16 protein-coding genes are annotated in these 17,649 nt (G+C 68.0%); 8 read left to right on the forward strand and 8 right to left on the reverse strand.

Annotated features, from left to right (window positions below; genetic code table 11):
* Positions 1-256 precede the first annotated feature (256 nt).
* Entirely contained in the window at positions 257-892 is a 636-nt protein-coding gene (locus tag L324_RS04930; protein ID WP_081736189.1) for a sigma-70 family RNA polymerase sigma factor, read from the reverse strand.
* 245 nt (positions 893-1,137) lie between these two features.
* Between L324_RS04930 and L324_RS04935 the strand changes: the two genes are divergently transcribed.
* Entirely contained in the window at positions 1,138-2,907 is a 1,770-nt protein-coding gene (locus L324_RS04935; protein ID WP_037304524.1) for a chitinase, read from the forward strand.
* A gap of 237 nt (positions 2,908-3,144) precedes the next feature.
* Here the strand turns inward: L324_RS04935 and L324_RS04940 are convergent, their stop codons facing one another.
* The 3 genes from L324_RS04940 to L324_RS04950 form a co-directional block, all read right to left on the reverse strand.
* A complete protein-coding gene (locus L324_RS04940) occupies positions 3,145-4,515 on the reverse strand; it encodes a cellulose binding domain-containing protein (RefSeq protein WP_037304526.1) in 1,371 nt (456 codons plus the stop codon).
* A 10-nt stretch (positions 4,516-4,525) separates the two neighbouring features.
* Positions 4,526-6,169 carry a glycosyl hydrolase family 18 protein gene (locus tag L324_RS04945; RefSeq protein WP_037304527.1) on the reverse strand — a complete coding sequence of 548 codons (1,644 nt, stop codon included), beginning with the start codon at positions 6,167-6,169 and terminating at the stop codon, positions 4,526-4,528.
* Positions 6,170-6,430: 261 nt separating this feature from the next.
* Positions 6,431-6,862 carry an RpiB/LacA/LacB family sugar-phosphate isomerase gene (locus L324_RS04950; RefSeq protein ID WP_037304530.1) on the reverse strand — a complete coding sequence of 144 codons (432 nt, stop codon included), beginning with the start codon at positions 6,860-6,862 and terminating at the stop codon, positions 6,431-6,433.
* Between the two features lie 59 nt (positions 6,863-6,921).
* Here L324_RS04950 and L324_RS04955 point away from each other — a divergent pair, with 59 nt between their 5' ends.
* Positions 6,922-7,551, forward strand: coding sequence for a TetR/AcrR family transcriptional regulator (locus tag L324_RS04955; RefSeq protein WP_037304834.1), 630 nt, complete (start codon positions 6,922-6,924; stop codon positions 7,549-7,551).
* On the opposite strand, the gene L324_RS04960 is transcribed toward L324_RS04955, so the two are convergent.
* Both L324_RS04960 and L324_RS04965 read right to left on the reverse strand, forming a co-directional pair.
* Positions 7,548-8,105, reverse strand: coding sequence for a DM13 domain-containing protein (locus L324_RS04960; RefSeq protein ID WP_037304532.1), 558 nt, complete (start codon positions 8,103-8,105; stop codon positions 7,548-7,550). The genes L324_RS04955 and L324_RS04960 overlap by 4 nt on opposite strands.
* 58 nt (positions 8,106-8,163) lie before the next feature.
* A complete protein-coding gene (locus L324_RS04965; protein ID WP_037304836.1) occupies positions 8,164-9,189 on the reverse strand; it encodes a medium chain dehydrogenase/reductase family protein in 1,026 nt (341 codons plus the stop codon).
* Positions 9,190-9,358: 169 nt separating this feature from the next.
* Between L324_RS04965 and L324_RS04970 the strand changes: the two genes are divergently transcribed.
* Both L324_RS04970 and L324_RS04975 read left to right on the forward strand, forming a co-directional pair.
* Positions 9,359-10,225: a bile acid:sodium symporter family protein gene (locus L324_RS04970; protein WP_037304534.1), complete on the forward strand. Its 867-nt coding sequence runs from the start codon at positions 9,359-9,361 to the stop codon at positions 10,223-10,225.
* Positions 10,226-10,239: 14 nt separating this feature from the next.
* Positions 10,240-11,067 carry an alpha/beta fold hydrolase gene (locus L324_RS04975; protein ID WP_037304538.1) on the forward strand — a complete coding sequence of 276 codons (828 nt, stop codon included), beginning with the start codon at positions 10,240-10,242 and terminating at the stop codon, positions 11,065-11,067.
* 74 nt (positions 11,068-11,141) lie between these two features.
* Here L324_RS04975 and L324_RS04980 read toward each other — a convergent pair whose 3' ends face one another.
* A complete protein-coding gene (locus L324_RS04980) occupies positions 11,142-12,482 on the reverse strand; it encodes an aspartate aminotransferase family protein (protein ID WP_037304541.1) in 1,341 nt (446 codons plus the stop codon).
* A gap of 86 nt (positions 12,483-12,568) precedes the next feature.
* On the opposite strand from L324_RS04980, the gene L324_RS04985 reads away from it, so the two are divergent.
* The gene (locus tag L324_RS04985; protein WP_037304545.1) at positions 12,569-13,465 is read left to right on the forward strand and encodes a LysR family transcriptional regulator; all 897 of its coding nucleotides are present in this window, start codon (positions 12,569-12,571) and stop codon (positions 13,463-13,465) included.
* Here L324_RS04985 and L324_RS04990 read toward each other — a convergent pair.
* Positions 13,374-14,612 (reverse strand): MFS transporter, encoded by a 1,239-nt coding sequence (locus L324_RS04990; protein ID WP_037304547.1) that lies wholly within the window; start codon positions 14,610-14,612, stop codon positions 13,374-13,376. The genes L324_RS04985 and L324_RS04990 overlap by 92 nt on opposite strands.
* Positions 14,613-14,676: 64 nt before the next feature.
* On the opposite strand from L324_RS04990, the gene L324_RS04995 reads away from it, so the two are divergent.
* The 3 genes from L324_RS04995 (at position 14,677) to L324_RS05005 (ending at position 17,641) form a co-directional block, all read left to right on the forward strand.
* Complete coding sequence (locus L324_RS04995; RefSeq protein ID WP_037304549.1) at positions 14,677-15,042, forward strand: MerR family transcriptional regulator; 366 nt, start codon at positions 14,677-14,679, stop codon at positions 15,040-15,042.
* Between the two features lie 113 nt (positions 15,043-15,155).
* Positions 15,156-16,229, forward strand: a complete 1,074-nt coding sequence (locus tag L324_RS05000) for a substrate-binding domain-containing protein (protein WP_037304551.1) — start codon at positions 15,156-15,158, stop codon at positions 16,227-16,229.
* 83 nt (positions 16,230-16,312) lie between these two features.
* Complete coding sequence (locus L324_RS05005) at positions 16,313-17,641, forward strand: ABC transporter substrate-binding protein (protein ID WP_037304555.1); 1,329 nt, start codon at positions 16,313-16,315, stop codon at positions 17,639-17,641.
* Positions 17,642-17,649 lie beyond the last annotated feature (8 nt).

A 17,649-nucleotide genomic window follows, 5' to 3' on the forward strand; every position in this document is an offset into this window, starting at 1 on the left:
CCCTCAAGGTAGCGAAGGAGGCCTTCACTACTTGGCGACCTACGTGGGACTCCCTCACGAGACGCACGTTCCTGAACGGGGTCGTGAGTGGCAAAGAGCGTTCTAACGCTACTTGCCACTCACGACCACCTCGCGAAACCGCACAAACAACCCAAGCCGGACAATTATCTTCAAAAGAGTGTCTCTCGGAGCCACGGCTCGGCTTCCGCCAGCCAGTCCGGACGCTCGCCAGGGCACGACATCTTTGCCTTACCCCTCAATAGAAGAGCGCCAACCCGTCGGCGAAACCGGGATCCTCGCGCAGGACCCGGCGCAGTTCGTTGAGCGCGCGGTGCTGGGTGACGCGCACCGCGCCCGCGCTCGCCATGCCGAGCGCGACGGCGGTCTCCTCGGCGCTGAACCCGAGGATCACGCGCAGCACCAGCACATCGCGCTGTTTCGCCGAAAGGAACTTGAACAGCCGGGACAGCCGTCGGCTGCGATCCGCCTTCTCGACCTCTTCGAAGGTCGGGTTCCACGGCCCGTCCCGTTCGGGCTCCGGGTCGGGCACCGGCGCGGACGGGTCGCGGGCGAGGTTCCGCCGGACGTCGGCGACCTTGTGCGAGGCGATCCCGAAGACGTAGGGCAGGAAGTTGTCGTCCTGGTAGTTGTAGCGCGGCAGTGCGAGGAGGACGGCCATCAGGACCTCCTGCGCGCAGTCGTCGGCGCTGGAGATGCCGCGTGTCGTCCCGCCCAGCCTGCCCGCGCAGTACCGGAACACGATCGGCCGCAGAAGCGCCAGCAGGCTTCCGACGGCGCGCCGGTCGCCGTCGATGGCCGCACGGATCAGTTCGCCGTCCGGTTCCCCCGGACGAGGCGAACGGATCGGACGGACGGCTTCGGACACGGTCATCACGCCGGATGGGCCGTTCTCGGTGTGTACCTGTGCGTTCCCATCATCCCCACCTCCCTGAAGCCCCCAGCCCTTGTTTGGCACTGACGACGTTACGGAGCGCGTACGCGCGTCACACCGGTAAAGCAGCCCGGAGTAGTCGGGTCTTTCGGCCCTGGTGCGTCCCGGCTCTGGACTTTGGCCATATTGGTCTAGACAATTAACCGGTGCGGCAGCGTGCCGCCCTTGATCGGAGAGGAATCGCGATGAGGCGTTCCAGATCCCTGGCCTTTCTGGCCGTTTTGGTGCTCACCTTCGCCGGGCTGATCACCGGCGGAGGCACCGCGAACGCGGCCAATCTGCTCCTCAATCCCGGCTTCGAGGCCGGTTCGACGTCCGGCTGGTCCTGCGCGGCGGGCGCGGCCGTCACCACACCGGTCCGTTCGGGCGGTTACGCCGTCTCGGTTACGCCCGGTTCGACGACCGGGAAATGCGCACAGACGGTATCCGTCCGGCCGAACACCACCTACGCGGTGTCCGCCTGGGTGAACGGGAACCCGGTGTACCTCGGCGTCACCGGCGGGCCGTCGACCTGGACCGCCGCGACCGCGTACACACAGCTCTCGCTTTCGTTCACGACGTCGTCGACGCAGACGACGGCCGAGGTGTACGTCCACGGCTGGTACGGGTCCGGAACCTTCTACGCGGACGACATCAGCCTCGACGGTCCCGGCGGTGGCACCCCGGGAGCGCCGCCCGCGCCGGGGAATCCGGCGGTGGGCACGGTGACGAACTCGTCGATCGCGCTTTCGTGGGGAGCGTCGGCGGGCACGGTGACCGGGTATCGCGTGTACGAAGGCGGTGCGGTGCGCGCGACGGTGACCGGGACTTCGGCCACCATTTCGGGGCTGACGGCCTGTTCCTCGCACAGCTATTCGGTGGCCGCCTACAACGACGCGGGTGAGTCACCGAAGACCGCGGAAGCCGGGGCGACGACCGGCGGCTGCGTCGACACCGGCCTGCCGAAGCACGCGCTGATCGGTTACCTGCACGCGAGTTTCGCGAACGGTTCCGGCTACACGCGGATGGCCGACGTCCCGGCGGCCTGGGACATCGTCAACCTCGCCTTCGGTGAGCCGACTTCGGTGACCTCCGGCGACATCCGGTTCACCCGCTGCCCGGTGGCGGAATGCCCGGCCGTCGAGAGCGACGCGGACTTCATCGCCGCCATCCGCGCGAAACAGGCGCAGGGCAAGAAGGTCCTGATCTCCATCGGCGGGCAGAACGGCCAGGTGCAGCTGACGACGACGGCGGCGAGGGACGCTTTCGTCTCGTCGGTCTCCGCGATCATCGACCGATACGGGCTGAACGGGCTCGACATCGACTTCGAGGGACACTCGCTGTACCTCAACTCCGGTGACAACGACTTCCGCAATCCGACCACGCCGGTGATCGTCAATCTCATCTCGGCGCTGAAGACGCTGAAAGCCCGGTATGGCGCGGGATTCGTGCTCACGATGGCGCCGGAGACGTTCTTCGTCCAGACGGGGTACCAGTACTACGGCGGTCTCGGCGGCGCCGACAACCGCACCGGTTCGTACCTGCCGGTCATCCACGCGATGCGCGACGCGCTGACCGTGCTGCACGTCCAGGACTACAACTCCGGACCGGTGATGGGCCTGGACGGCCAGTACCACTTCATGGGCGGCGCCGACTTCCACATCGCGATGACGGACATGGTCAAGGCCGGGTTCACCGTGGCTTCGACCGGGTTCCGGTTCCCGGGGCTGCGGGAGGACCAGATCGCGTTCGGGCTGCCGGCGGCGGTGAGCGCGGGTAACGGGCATACCGCGCCGGCGGCGGTGCACGCGGCGCTGAACTGCCTGGTGAAGAACTCCGGGTGCGGGTCGTACACGTTGCGCGGCGGTGCTTCTCCGGCGCTGCGCGGGCTGATGACGTGGTCGATCAACTGGGACCGGTACTACGGCTGGGAATTCCAGAACGCCCACGAACCCTTCCTGAACGCCCTACCCTGACCCCGCATTTCGTCCTCTAAATGCGCTATCGCCCTACCCCGATCCCGCATCTCGTCCTCTGGATGCGTTCCGGTCCCGCCCTGATGCCTGCATTTCGTCCTCTGGATGCGGTGGATGCACACGCAAGTAGCGCATTCAGAGGACGAAATGCGGGAGGGGGCGGGACGTGGAGCGGGCCCGCACCGTGCAGCTTCGGTGCGGGCCCGCAGTTCGGGGATACCTCGGGGAGAAGGGACGTCAGAAGCCCGCGGTGATCCGCGTGAAGTCCCAGTCGTTCTGTGCGATACCACTGCAGTTCTCGGCGACCCCGCCGTTCGGGCAGCCACGGTCACGGTTCGTCGACCAGAACGCCAGCCTGGCGATCTTGTTGGTCTTGGACCAGTTGGTGATCCGGGTCCAGGTGTCGAGACTCGTCAGTTCCCGCTGGTCCGAAAGACCGTTCATCCCGCTGATGCCCAGATGGGCGTACGCCGTGGCGTCGTTCCACCCGAACGTCGACTTCAGCTTGTCCCGCAGACCGTTCGCGGCATTGATGGTGTTGCCGTACATGTCCGCGCCGCCACCGAAGTCGAACGGCATGATCGTGTAGACGTCGATTCCGGCGTTCAGCGCCTTCGACTGGTCGATGAGCCGTTGGCCCCAGGAGTTCGGGCCGCTGGTCGTCGTGCCGAAGGTGAGGATGGTCTGGATGCCGGGGTTGTTCGTCTTCACGATCTTCAGCGCGTTCAGGACACGGTCCTGCACCGTCGCGTTCTCGAACTCGTCGGTGTTCTCGATGTCGATGTCGATCGCCTTGAGACCGTAGGCGTCGATCACCTTCTGGTAGGCGCCGGCGAGCGCTTCCGGCGTCGAGCAGTTCGGGCCGAGCTTGTTGCCGCTCCACCCGCCGAAGGACGGCACGATCTGCCCGCCCGCGGCCTTGATCTGCGCGATCGCGTTCGCGTCGACGCCGCCCTGCAGCGGCCTGCTGCCGTCCCACGCCGGGTTGCAGCCGCCGGAGGAGAGCACGAACGCCATCGTGAACCACTTGATCCCGGTCGCGTTCATGACCGTCTGCGGGTTCGGCGGGCTGCCCCAGCCCATGTACAGATACGGCGCGCCACGGCCGCCGGGCAGCGGCGGGTTGCTCGTGGTCGTCGTCGGGGAGGTCGTGGTCGTGGTGGTCGTGGGTGTGGTCGGCGTGGTGGTCGGGCCGCCACCGCCCGGATCACAAGACCCACCGTTGATCTTGCAGTTCGCCGGGGCGACATAACCCCCGGAGTACTTGACGTTGAAGCCGAAACTGGTCGAGCCACCGTTGGAAAGGTTGCCGTTCCAGGTGTTCTTCACCGTCACGTGCTGCCCGGAGACCGAGTAGCTGCCGTCCCACAGCGAAGCGATCGAGTGGCCCGCGGGGAGGTCGAATTCGACCGTCCAGGCGGGCAGGTTCGACCCCGAGTTGTTGCTGATCGTGTATTTGCCCTCCCAGCCCGAGCCCCAGTCGGAGCCCTTGCTGAAGGCGGCACCGACGCCGCCGGCCGCGGAAGCCGGCGCGATCACGAGGACCGCGCCGGCCGTCACGGCAGCGGCGGCCAGGCCCACGGCCTGGATCCAAGTCCGCTTAGCCACTGTCAGCCTCTCAGTTCAGGCCATTGCGCATGGCCGTGACCAGTTCACCGTTCGAGGTGTCACCACTGAGCTCCCAGAAGAAGGCGCCGCCGAGACCCTGGTTCTTGGTCCAGCCCATCTTCCCGTTGATGGTCGCGGGAGTGTCGTAGCTCCACCAGTTGTTGCCGCACTTCGCGTACGCGGTGCCCGCGATCGTGCCGGTCGACGGGCAGCTGTTCTTGAGGATCTTGTAGTCCTCGATGCCCGCCTCGTAGGTGCCCGGTGCCGCGCCGGTCGCGGTGCCGCCCGGGGCGTCCTGCGTCACGCCGGTCCAGCCTCGGCCGTAGAAACCGATACCCAGCAACAGTTTGCTCGCCGGAACGCCCTTGGCCTTGAGCTTCTGGATGGCTTCGTCGGAGTTGAAGCCCTGCTGCGGGATGCCGGGGTAGGCCGTCAGCGGCGAGTGCGGGGCCGTCGGACCCTGCGCCGCCCACGCGCCGAAGAAGTCGTACGTCATGACGTTGTACCAGTCGAAGTACGCCGAAGCGGGGCCGTAGTCGGCGACGTCGAGCTTGCCGCCGCTGCTGGCGTCCGCGGTGATCGCGGCGGTGACCAGGAACGAGGAGCCGAACTTGGTGCGCAGCGCCTGTGCCACGTTCTTGATCGCGGCGGGACCGCTGGTGTCACAGGAAAGACCGCAGGCGTTCGGGTATTCCCAGTCGATGTCGATGCCGTCGAAGACGTCGGCCCACCGCGGGTCCTTGATCAGCTTGTAGCAGGAGTCCGCGAACGCGGCCGGGTTCTTCGCCGCCTGGCCGAAGCCGCCGGACCAGGTCCAGCCGCCGAACGACCACAGCACCTTCAGGCCCGGGTACATCTTCTTCAGCTTGCGCAGCTGGTTGAAGTTCCCGCGCAGCGCGCCGGCGTCCCAAGTGTCCGCGACACCGTCCACACTGGACCCGGCGTCGTAGAACTTGTCGTAGTCGGCGTAGGTGTCGTCATTCGCGGTGCAGGAACCGTTGGTGACGTTGCCGAACGCGTAGTTGATATGCGTCAGCTTGGCCGCCGAACCGGAGGTGTGGATGTTCTTCACGTGGTAATTGCGGCCGTAGACGCCCCACTGTACGAAGTAGCCCAGGTTCTTCTTCGCGCCGGGGTTCGGGTTCGAGGTCGTCGTCGTGGTCGGCGGGTTGCTCGTGCTGGTCGACGTCGGGGGATTCGACGTCGTGGGGGTGGTGGGTGTGGTCGGCGTCGTCGTCGGGGTGCCGCCACCCGGGTCGCAGGAGCCGCCGTTGATCTTGCAGTTCGCGGGCGCGCTGTAGGCGCCGGAGTACTTGACGTTGAAGCCGAAGCTGGTGGAACCACCGTTGGAAAGGTTGCCGTTCCAGGTGTTCTTCACCGTCACGTGCTGGCCGGAGACGGTGTAGCTACCGTCCCACAGCGACGCGATCGAGTGCCCGGCCGCGAGGTCGAACTCGACGGTCCAGGTCGCGAGGCTCGACCCCGAGTTGTTGGTGATCGTGTACTTGCCCTCCCAGCCGGACCCCCAGTCCGACCCCTTGGTGAGCGAGGCTCCGACCCCGCCCGCCGCGTTCGCCGGGACGGTCACCAGACCGACGGCCAGCGCCGCGACGGCCGTGAACAGACCGATCAGATGCCATCTTTTTCTCGACATTTCACTCCTTACAACCCGGTGCAGGGAAATGATCTTGGAGAGGATTCCGTCAAAGCGAAATCAGCGACATCACGTTGCCTCGGCCGAAGCCGGGCAGGCGGGGATGCGTCTTCATCGACCACCTCCATGGCGGAACGCTTTGTTGCGGGAGACGGTACGTGGTCTGGACCAATATGGGAAGCGTCACTACGTAGAGTGGTGATTTTCCTGCGAACGGCCTAATACGTTCGACAGCGTTAGTCGTTCACTGGTTCGGTGCCGCTATCGGCGAGGTTCGTCCATTTCCCCGAGCCGGGCGATATTCGCCGATTCGTCGGGGTCCGGTGCGATACCGGAAAGGAACACGTCGGTGATTTCGACAGCCACATCGGGGGCGAGCCGTTTGAGGCTCAGCGCCAGCACGTTGGCGTCGTTCCATTTGCGCGCGCCCGCGGCGATCCAGGTGTCCCAGGCCAGCGCCGCGCGGACCCCGGGGACCTTGTTGGCCGCGATGGCCGTGCCCGTCCCCGTCCAGCACATGACGATGCCGTAGTCGGCCTCGCCGTCGGCGACCGCCTTGCCCACCGCCGCGCCGAGTTCCGGCCAAGCTTCCGACGTCACCGGCAGGAGCACCTCGTGACCGGCTTCGGCGAGGAAGGCCCGGACGGCGTCCGTGGTCGAGTTCCGGTCGTCGGCCGCGAAGGCGATCTTCATGTCCGGATCGTACGCCGCGTCGAGAGGTGATGGACCGGAAGTCGTGGGAGGATCGCGGCGTGGACTCGTCTGCCGAGGAGCGCCAGGTCCAGCGAGATCAGGAGATCGCGAGGACGCGGATTCTCGACACCGCCGCCCGTCTCATCGGCGAGGCCGGCTTCGCCCGGCTGAAGATCGGCATGATCTGCGCCAGGACCGGCTATCCCAGCGGTGTCGTCTACCAGCTGTTCGGCTCGAAGGAGACGCTGGTGCAGCGGCTCGTCGAGTTCGCGGCGGAGAAGTTCGCCGACGTCTTCAGCGCCGCCGTCGCCACCCGGACGGGTGGCCTGACGCCCAGCCCGATGGACATGCTGCGGGCGCTGCTGGACGTCTTCTTCGAGCTGCTCACCGACATGCCGCCGCTGAACCGCGCGTTCGTGGTTTTGTGGACGGACGCGACCGTCGGCGATCCGGCCGTGCGGTCGGCGATGACCGAGGCCGATCGCCGGTACCGGTTCGCCATCGCGCAGACCGTCGCCGCCGGACTCGCGGACGGCTCCATCACCGGCGTCCGCGACCCCGACGCCTACGCGGCGGCACTGGTCGGTCAGCTGCGGGGGATCGCCGTGGCCTCGATCATCGACCCCGGCGGAATCGATCTCCGCGCCGTCCGTGCGGAGATGGAGTACGCGGTCGACCGCCTGGCTTAAGCCGATTTGGTCAGCTTGGCCGCGCCGAAGGAGACGCTGAACCGGTCGCACCAGATGGTCACGCTCGAATAGCGCGCCAGATCGGTGCCGGCGGGCAGGATGTAGTTCTGGCTTCCCTTGTTGCCCTTGAGTTTTCCGGCGCTCACATACGCGCCGTCGTCGAAGACGAACCAGCCGTCCTTGCCCGGCAGGACCGGCGCGTCGGTGAGCCAGACCCGCAGATCGGGTCCGTTGCTCGTGTCGAGGTTCTCCAGGCGCAGCACCAGCGAGCCGTCGGCCGCGCGCAGGATGCGGACGCCGCCGCTGGTCGCGTGCTCATGGCTGATCAGTTCGCCGGTCGCCAGCACCGTGGGCTCTTTCGGTGCGGGCGCAGCACTCGCGGAAGGTTGTGCCGATGCCTGTGCCGAGGTCTGAGCCGGGGCCGGGGCGGCGGGCAGCGCCTCCTGGACCGTTTCGTTCACCCAGAGCTTCCAGGGCTGGAACCAGTACAGCCCCGCCGCCACCACCACGACCAGCCCCACCGCCAGGACGGTGAGCACCCGCTTGCGATTCATGGCGTCATTCAACCGCGTGCGGAGTCCGGAATGCCGGGTTGGCGCGCTTACCGATCTCTTACGGCGTGAGCACCACCTTGCCGGCGACCGTCCCGGATTCGGCCAGGCGCATCGCTTCCGCGACCCGGTTCAGCGGCAGCCGGGCGGCGACCTGGGCGGTGATCGTGCCGTCCTTCAGCGCGGCGAAAACCTGGGTGAGGTCGGTGCGCAGCCGGGCGCGGAAGCGCTTCTTGGCGAAGGACCGGCCCGCCCAGACGTTGAAGAAGTAGGCGGCACGGCCGTTGGGCAGGCTGTTCCAGAGCAGGACACGGGCGAGGATCTTGAGCACGGGCAACTGCTTGGAGCCCTCGTCGTCGCGGGTGGCGGCGCTGCCGTACGCGACGAGCGTTCCGCCGCGGGCGAGCAGTCGCCACGACGCGACCACACTCGCGCCGCCGACGTGGTCGAAGACGGCGTCGACGCCCTCGGGCGCGAGTTCGCGGACGCGGGCGGGGACGTCCTCGGTGCGGTAGTCGATCGGCAGGACTCCCAGGCGCCGCAACGTTTCGTGGTGCCGCGCCGAGGCCGTTCCGATCACCCGCACACCCGCCTGCGCGGCGAGTTGCACCAGCAGCGAGCCGACCCCGCCGTTGGCGCCGTGGACCAGGATCGTCTGCCCGGCGCGCACCCGGGCCTTGCGGTGCAGCATCTGCCAGGCGGTGATCCCGTTGACCACCGCGGTCTCGGCCTCCGCGGCACCGAGCCCGTCCGGGACCTCGACGACGTCTTCGGCGTCGAGGAGTACGTGACTGGCCCAGCTCCCGACCTTCGTCAGCGCGGCGACCCGGCGTCCGGCGAGTTCGCGGCCGACCCCGGCGCCGGTGGCCAGCACCGTGCCGACCAGGTCGTAACCGGGGACGAAGGGGAACGGCGGCTGGTCGTAGTACTTGCCGCGGCGCATCTGCTGTTCGGCGAACGAGATCCCGGTCGCCTCCATCGCGATCACTACCTGCCCGGGTCCTGGTGCGGGGAGCGGGCGTTCCCGCAGCTCCAGACCTTCCGGTTCGACCTTGCCCGGCAGCACTACCTCGGTGAGCGTGTCCATCTCGATCTCCATGATCCCATCTCAAGTTCGTTAGAAGATATAACAATAGTGAGCACTGCTCTCGGAAAAGTCAAGTGGGGTCACGCCGCGGTTTCGGTGCCTTGACGGTGCTGTCGCCGCTTGACACGATGCCGATCTGAAAAACGGCATATCGGACGGAGGCCCCTCGATGGGTTCGGCGATGTTCTCGATCCTCCTGCCGATCGCGCTGGCGCTGGTCATGTTCGGACTGGGGCTGACCCTGACCGTCGGCGACTTCACCCGGGTGCTGAAATATCCGAAGGCGGCCGTCCTCGCACTGGTGTGCCAGATGATCGTGCTGCCCGCGCTCTGCGTCGGCCTCATCCTGCTGTTCGGCCTCGACGGGGTGCTCGCGGTCGGGATGATGCTGCTCGTCGCCTCACCCGGCGGGACGTCGGCGAACCTGTTCAGTCACCTGGCCGGCGGCGACGTCGCCCTCAACGTCACCCTCACGGCGATCAACTCCGTGCTTGCCGTGTTCACCCTGCCGCTGGTGGTCGGCCTTTCGATGGCGGAGTTCCTCGACGGCGGCGCCTCGCTCGGGCTCCAGCCGGCGAAGTTCGTGCAGGTGTTCGCGATCGTGCTGATCCCGGTCGTGCTCGGGATGGCGGTGCGAGGCCGGTACACCGGCTGGGCCGAGCGGATGCGCAAACCGGTCAAGATCGGGTCCGCCGTGGTGCTCGTCCTGGTGATCGCGGCGGCGATCGCGCAGGAATTCCGGACCCTGGTGGACAACATCGGGACGCTCGGGCCGGTGGCACTGGCGCTTTCCGTGCTCAGCCTCGCGATCGGCTACTTCGTGCCGCGGCTGTTCCGGGTGGACCGCGGGCAGTCGATCGCGTCCGCGATGGAGATCGGCATCCACAATGCCACCCTCGCGATCGCCGTCGCGATCTCCGTACTGGGCGACAAGGCGATGGCCGTACCCGCCGGGATCTACGGCGTGCTCATGTTCTTCCCCGCCGGGATCGCGGCCTTCCTGTTGTCCCGCAAGCCGGAGCGCGCGGCGGTCTGAGTTACTTTGGGGGCGTGCGACGTCTTCCGATCGGCGACATCCTCGACGTGAACGGCGTCGCCGTCCATGTCCGGCAGGACGGAGCGGGTGCGCCGCTGGTGCTGCTGCACGGGTATTGCGGCTCGGTGCACTGGTTCGACCGGCTCACGCGGGGCCTGGCTTCGGAGCATCACGTGATCCGGGTGGATCTGCTGGGGCATGGGTGCACCGGCGGTTCGTCCGGTCTCGACGCGGTGTCGCAGGCGCGCATGGTGGCGGACGTCCTCGACTCGCTGGGCGTCGAGGACGTCCTGGTGGCCGGCCACTCCTTCGGCGCGGACGTCGCCGTCGCGCTCGCCGGGATCTCGCCGCGCGTGCGCGGAATCGTCGTCATCGCCCAGGCGCCGGACTACAGCTACGCGTCCTTCCCGCCGGGAAGTTCGGTACTGTTGCCGATGGCGAGCGCGGTGGTGCGGATGGTCGCCCGGCGGCGCTGGGGCCGGTTCGCGGCGAGGTTCCGGCGCGGGGTCCTGTTCGATGACCCCGCGCAGGATCTGGTCGATCACGCCGTCACGGCGCCCGCCATGGCCCGGGTCGTGCTCGTGGACCGGGCGCGCTTGCTGGCGGCACGGCCGTTGGACGCGCAGATCGCCGAACTCGGGTTGCCGTGTTTGGTCATTCTCGGGCGGCGGGATCGGTTTTACGACTGCGAAAGGACTTCTGCCCGGTATTCGGCGGTGGGGGCGCTGGTGGAGATCGTGGAGGGTGCTGGGCATTCTCCGTTTCTGGACCGGCCTGGCGAGGTGGCTCGGTTGCTGAAGGCTTTCTCGGCCTCCGGTAAGGAAAGGCCATTAGTCGACTAAATGCTCAGGGTGGTCGTGAGTGTTAAGTGTCGTTAGAACGACACTTAACACTCACGACCACCGTGACTCGTCGCTCAAAGGACGAACTGCGCGCAAGCGTCCCCGATGGCCTGATCCAGCACCGCGAGTCCTTCCGACAGCTCCTCCTCCGTCGCCGTCAGCGGCGGCGCGATCCGGAAGACCCCGCCCATCCCCGGCAGCTGCACGATGTTCATGTGCAGCCCCAGTTCCAGGCAGCGTCGCGTCACCAGCGCGCCCAGCTCGTCCGAACTCCGCTTCGTCGCCCGGTCCACGACGAGTTCGACGCCGACCAGCAGGCCACGGCCGCGGATGTCGCCGACGACGGGATGGCGGGCGGCGAGGTCGTCGAGGCCGCGGCGGAGGAAGGTGCCCAGTTCGGTGGCGCGTTCGTCGAGGCGGTCGCGGGTGAGGACGTCGAGCACGGTGTTCCCGACGGCCGCCACCAGCGGGTCCGCGACGTGCGTGGTGAAGAACAGGTAGCCGCGGTCGTGTGCCTCCTGCTCGATCTCCGCGCTCGTGATCACGGCCGCCAGCGGGAGCCCGGCACCCAGCGTCTTGGACAGGGTCAGGATGTCGGGGACGACGCCGTCGCGTTCGAAGGCGTACCAGTTTCCCGTGCGGCACAGGCCGGTCTGGGCTTCATCGAGGATCAGCAGCATGCCGCGCTCGCGGCACTTTTCCCGCAGGGCGGCGAAATATCCCGGTGGCGGCTCGATGATCCCGCCCGAGCTGAGGATCGGCTCGACGACGCACGCCGCGAGACTGCCGACGGACTGGGCGTCGATCATCTCGAACCCGAAGTCCAGCTGGCGCCTCCAGTCGAGCCCGCCGTCACCGTCCACGAAGTCCGGACGGTAGGAATTCGGCGAGGGGATCGCGAAGTTGCCCGGTGCCGCCGGGCCGTAACCCTTGCGGCCCGCGCTGTAGGTCGCGCTCGCGGCCGCTTGCGTCATCCCATGCCACGACCTGGCGAACGACACGATCTCGTGCTTGCCCGTCACCAGTTTCGCCATCCGGATCGCGGCCTCGTTCGATTCCGCACCGGTGGTCAGCAACAGCGCCTTTTCCAGCGGTGACGGCAAAGTCCCGGCGAGCCGCCGGGCGAGGTCGACGACGGGACGGCTCAGCATCCCGCTGAAGAGATGGTCGAGTGAGCCGATCTGACGTCGCACGGTCGCGACGATCTCCGGATGCGAGTGACCGAGGATCGCGCTCATCTGCCCTGAGGTGAAGTCGAGGATCCGCCGTCCGGATTCGGTGAACAGATAGCTTCCGGCGGCGTGGTCGATGATCTCGCGGGTGAAGTCGCCCGCCCCGGCGTAGCGCACGAGGTGCCGGTCGGCGTCGGCCCAGAAACGGTCCGCGGTGGACAGGTCGGTGATCGGAGCAGCCATGTCCCGACGGTAAGGCGCCGCCGAGCGACACGTCCAGCTCACAATTCCGGCTGTGCTGTTCGCCTGATCCGTACAACAATGGCCCCATGCTCAACCCCTGGAGGCTCAGCCTGCTGAGCAGGCTGGACACCCTCGGCACGGTCCGCGCGGTCGCGAAGGCGGCCAACCTGAGCGCGTCCAGCGTGTCCCAGCAGCTCGCGGTCCTCGAAGCCGAGACACGCACGCAACTGCTGGAGCGCACCGGCCGCCGTGTCCGGCTGACCCCGGCCGGGCTGATGCTGGCCCGCCGCGCGAGGGCGATCCTCGACCACATGGAGACCGTCGAGGCCGAATTGCGCAGCCTCGGCGAAGCACCGGCGGGCCTCGTCCGCGTCGGCGCCTTCCAGAGCGCGATCCACACGATCGCCGTCCCCGCCGTGACCCGGCTGGCCCGCTCGCATCCGCAGCTGGACATCGAACTGCTCGAACTCGAGCCGCACGCGAGCCTGCCCGCGCTCCGGGTGGGCGACGTCGACGTCATCATCACCACCACGGATTTCGTCGAGCAGCCGCTGGGACCGGACGTCGACCTCGTGCCGCTCGCGGCCGACCCGATCGTGCTCGTGATCCCGCCCGGCCATCCGGCCGCGGGCCGGGGCCGCGCCGATCTCTCCGCCTACGCGAACGAACCCTGGGCTTTCGACATGCCCCGGTCGTACATGGCGAACCTCGCGACCAGGCTCTGCCGCGAGGCCGGGTTCGAGCCGCGTGTGGTGTGCCGGTTCAGCAACTACATGATGACCCTGCAGCACGTCGAGGCCGGGCTCGCCATCGCACTGCTGCCCGGCCTCGCCGTCGACAAGCGCTACCGCGTCGCCACCCGCGAACTCGCGACGCCGGTCACCCGCTCCATCACCGCGGCGATCCGGCGCGGCTCCGCGCCTCGCGCCGCTGTCGACCTGGTTCTCGAGGCGATCCGGAGTCATCCGGAACTGCCGCTGTGAACCCGTTCCGCCGGGCCAGGAGCACCACGGCCAGCGTCGGCACCAGCAGTACCAGGACACTCCAGGGGAACACCCCGGCGCCGAAGCCGGCGAGGAGGACACCACCGGCGATCCCGCCGCCCGCCATGGCGGCGTTCCACAGGGTGACGAGCATGGCCTGCGCGATGTCGGCCGCGCCGCCTTTGTCGCCCGCCTGCGCGGCGGCGGTCTGCAGCAGCGTCGGGACGCCGCCCCAGCCGAGCCCCCACAACGTCGTCGCGACATAAACCAGCGCCGGATTTTCGCCCAGTAGAGCCAAAACGGTCGCGCCGAGGGCGACGAGGAGGGTGCTCGCGACGGTCAGGAAACGCAGCCGCCGGTCGATGAAGAGGCCGACGATCCAGATGCTGACCATCGACGCGAGCCCGAACACCAGCAGGATCCGGTCGACGGCGCCGCCCATCGAGACGTGTTCGAGGAAGGTGGCGATGTAGGTGTAGAGGATGTTGTGCGCCAGCACGAAGGTCAGCGTCACCACCAGGACCGCGGCCACGCCGGGCACGGCGAGGGTCCGGCGCACAGGGAGCCTGCCGCCCTTGTCCTGCCCCGGGAAATCGGGGACGGCCAGCGCGATCCAGCCGAGCAGACCGAGCGCGATCACCGACATGATCGAGAACGTCACCTGCCAGCCGAAGGCGCCGCCCAGGAACGTTCCGGCGGGGATGCCGAGCGAGAGGGCGAGCGGGATACCGGTCATCACGACGGCGATCGCCTTGCCCCGCACCGGTTCCGGCGCCAGCCGCCGCGCGTAACCGGTCAGCAGGGCCCAGACGATGCCCGCGGCGATTCCGGCGACGAAACGCGCGCCGAGGGTCAGCGGGTAGTTCGTGGACAGCGCCGTGACCGTGTTGGCGACGGCGAACCCGGCCACCCCGGTCAGCAGCAGACGTTTGCGGCGCCAGCCCGAAGTGGCCGCGGACAAGGGGATCGCGGTGAGCGCGGTGCCGATCGCGTACACCGTCACGAGCTGTCCGGTCGCCGCTTCGCCGACACCGAGCCCGGCGCTCATCGCGGGCAGCACCCCCGCGGGCAGGGCTTCGGTGAGAACGGTGACGAACGCCGCCGTGGTCAGCGCGAGGAGCGCGCCGAGTGGGAGTTTCGGAGTCATGATCCGTATGCTCGAACCATCACATAGATGTCAAGGTCAAGCCTGACGGGGTGAGGTGGCGCACATGCGGATCGGGGAGCTGTCGGAGCGCACGGGGACATCGCGCCGTCTCCTGCGCTATTACGAAGAACAGGGGCTCATCGTCTCGGAGCGGCAGGCCAACGGCTACCGCGACTACGACGAGTCGTCGGTCGACCGGGTCATCCAGGTCCGCGGCCTGCTCGACGCCGGACTGCCGACCCGGATCATCAAACAGATCCTGCCCTGTCTGGACAAGCCCCGGCAGATCTACTTCCCGGACGCGACCCCGGAGATGCTGGAAACCCTGGAGAGCGAACGGGATCGGATGACCCGGCGTGCCGAATGCCTGCTGCGCAACCGGGACGCGATCACCGAGTACCTCGACGCCGTCCGCGCCTACGTCTCGTGAGTGGTAATGACGGTTAGAACCGTCATTACCACTCACGAGACGGAGCCTGTTTCTTGACGCCCGGTCGTTGATCGTTATTCTCGGCTGAAACGGTCAAACGAACAGGCAGGGCGATGCGAGAGCTGGGTGGTGACCGGCGCCGGAGGATTCTGGCGGCCGTCGAGGCGCGCGGGGAGGCGCGGGTGACCGACCTCGCCGCCGAACTGGAGGTCTCCGTCGTCACGGTGCGCCGTGATGTCGAAGGCCTCGCGCGCGAGGGCAGGCTCCGGCGCGGGCACGGCGTGGCGAAGGCCCTGGTGCCGCATGTCGTGGCGAAAGCGGAGCACGAGGTCGGCGGCGGCGCGGTCGCGCTCGTGGTCCCGGAGCGGCACGCGTACCTGAACGAGGCCGTGCACGGCGCGAGGTCCGCGCTGGAAGAGGGCGGGATGCGGGTAGTCCTGCACATCGCGCCCCGGATCGAAGGCAGCGCCGAGCACTCGATCGTCGAACGGGTGCTCGCGGACGACGTGCGCGGCCTGCTGATCGCGCCCCGCTGGCGCACCGCCGAAGCGGAGGAGGCGGATTACGGCTGGATCGCGGACATGCCGGTGCCCACCGTGGTGATGGAGCGGCGCCCGCGACCGGGCAGTGTCCTGCACGCGACGGATTCGGTGTGCACGGACCACTGGTACGGCGTCCATCTCGCGGTCGATCACCTCGTTTCACTGGGGCACAAGCGGATCGTGCTCGCCGCCAGGGACGACAGCCCGACCGCGCGCGCCCTGCGGGCCGCGTTCGCCGAGATCTCCGGCAGGCCGGAGATCGAAGAGAGCGCCGTGATCCTCAGCGCTCCGGACGCGGGCCCCGATCACTCGGCTCCGCCTCAGGACGAGGGCGAACTCGCGGAACTCGTCGGCGAGCGCGGGTTCACCGGGGCGGTCCTGCACGGCGACGTCGACGCGTTGATGCTCGTCGAGCGGCTGGCCGAAGCCGGGCTTCACGTGCCGCGGGACTATTCGGTGGTGGCCTACGACGACGTCGTCGCGGCGCTCGGCAGCACTCCGCTCACCGCCGTCGCGCCACCGAAGGCCGAGGTCGGGCGGGTGGCCGCCGAGCAGTTGCTCCGCAGGCTCGCCGGCGGCGGCCCGCCTCAGCGCGTCCAGTTGATGCCGGAACTGAAGATCAGGGGGTCGACGAAGTCGATCTGATCGTTTGACCGTGTTAAGCGAAACTATTGACCGTAAAACGCTCAGCTGATCAGAATGCGATATCCGAATCGCAGGAGGCATCGATGCCTGGTCGACCGAGCCGACGGTCCGTTCTCGCCGCGACTTTCGCGCTCCCCCTCGGAGCGGCCCTCGGTGCCTGCACCTCGACGGCGCCGCCCAAGGCGGCTTCGGGAGGACCGGTCAAGATCGTCTTCTGGTCGGCCCTGCGCGGAAGCCAGCAGGTCGTCGACGCGTTCAACAAGGCGCAGAATCGCATCCAGGTCGTCTTCCAGCAGATCCCGTCGGCCGATTTCGGCGGCTACGCGAAGCTGAGCAACGCCGCCCGCGCGGGCAACTCGCCCGACATCGCCACCATCGAGTACCCGCAGGTTCCCGGCTTCGCGATCGACGGCGTGGCAAGGGACATCACCGATCTCGTCAGTGGCTCCCTGCGGGCGAAACTGCTGCCGCAGGCGCTGGGGCTGACCACGTTCGCGGGCCGGGTGTTCACCGTTCCGCTCGACGTCGAACCGATGGTTCTGCACTACCGCAAGGATTTGTTCGACAAGTTCGGCTTCGCGGTGCCGCGGACTTGGGACGACTACGCGGACCTGAGCCGCAAGGTCCGCGAGAAGCTGCCCGCGAGCCGGGTCGGTGTGTTCCCCACCGACGGTGCGACACAGTTCGCCGCTTGGGCGTGGCAGGCGGGTGCCCAATGGTTCGACACCCGCGAGGGCGCGTGGAACGTCTCGATCGCCGACGCCCCGACCCGCAAGGTCGCCGACTACTGGCAGCGCCTGATCGACGACGGCGACGTGTTCGTGAACGCCGCCTCCGGGAGGCAGTACGACGCCCAGCTCGCCCAGAACCTGGTGCTCACCAAGCTCAGTGGCGCCTGGGACGCGGGCGCCCAGATGAAGGCGCGGCCAGGCCAAAAAGGACGGTGGGCGATCGCGCCGATGCCGCAATGGGATCCGGCGAACCCGGCAGTCGGCACGCACGGCGGCTCCACCTTCGCCATCACCAAGGACAGCGAGCATCCCGAAGCCGCCATGGAATTCATCGAATGGCAGGTCTCGCATCCCGACGCCCTGCGCGCCCGGCTTTCCAGCGGGGCCAGCAGCCAGTACCCGGTCGCGTCCGCGCTCGTCGACGTCGGCAGGCAGGCGTTCGACAGGTCGTATTACGGCGGTCAGGACATCTACACGCTCTTCTCCGAGGAAGCAGGCAAGATCCGCGACGGCTGGACCTGGGGACCGCGGATGACCGCGACCAACCGGGTCATGCAGGACGGTTTCGCGAAGGCGGGCGGCGGCGACGGGACGATCCTCGACGCCGTCCGCGACGCGCACAACGGCACGATGCCGGATCTCAAGGCACTCGGCCTGGCCACCACCGAACACAGTTCCTGAACCGCCGG

Source organism: Amycolatopsis orientalis DSM 40040 = KCTC 9412, from assembly GCF_000478275.1.
Lineage (GTDB): Bacteria > Actinomycetota > Actinomycetes > Mycobacteriales > Pseudonocardiaceae > Amycolatopsis > Amycolatopsis orientalis.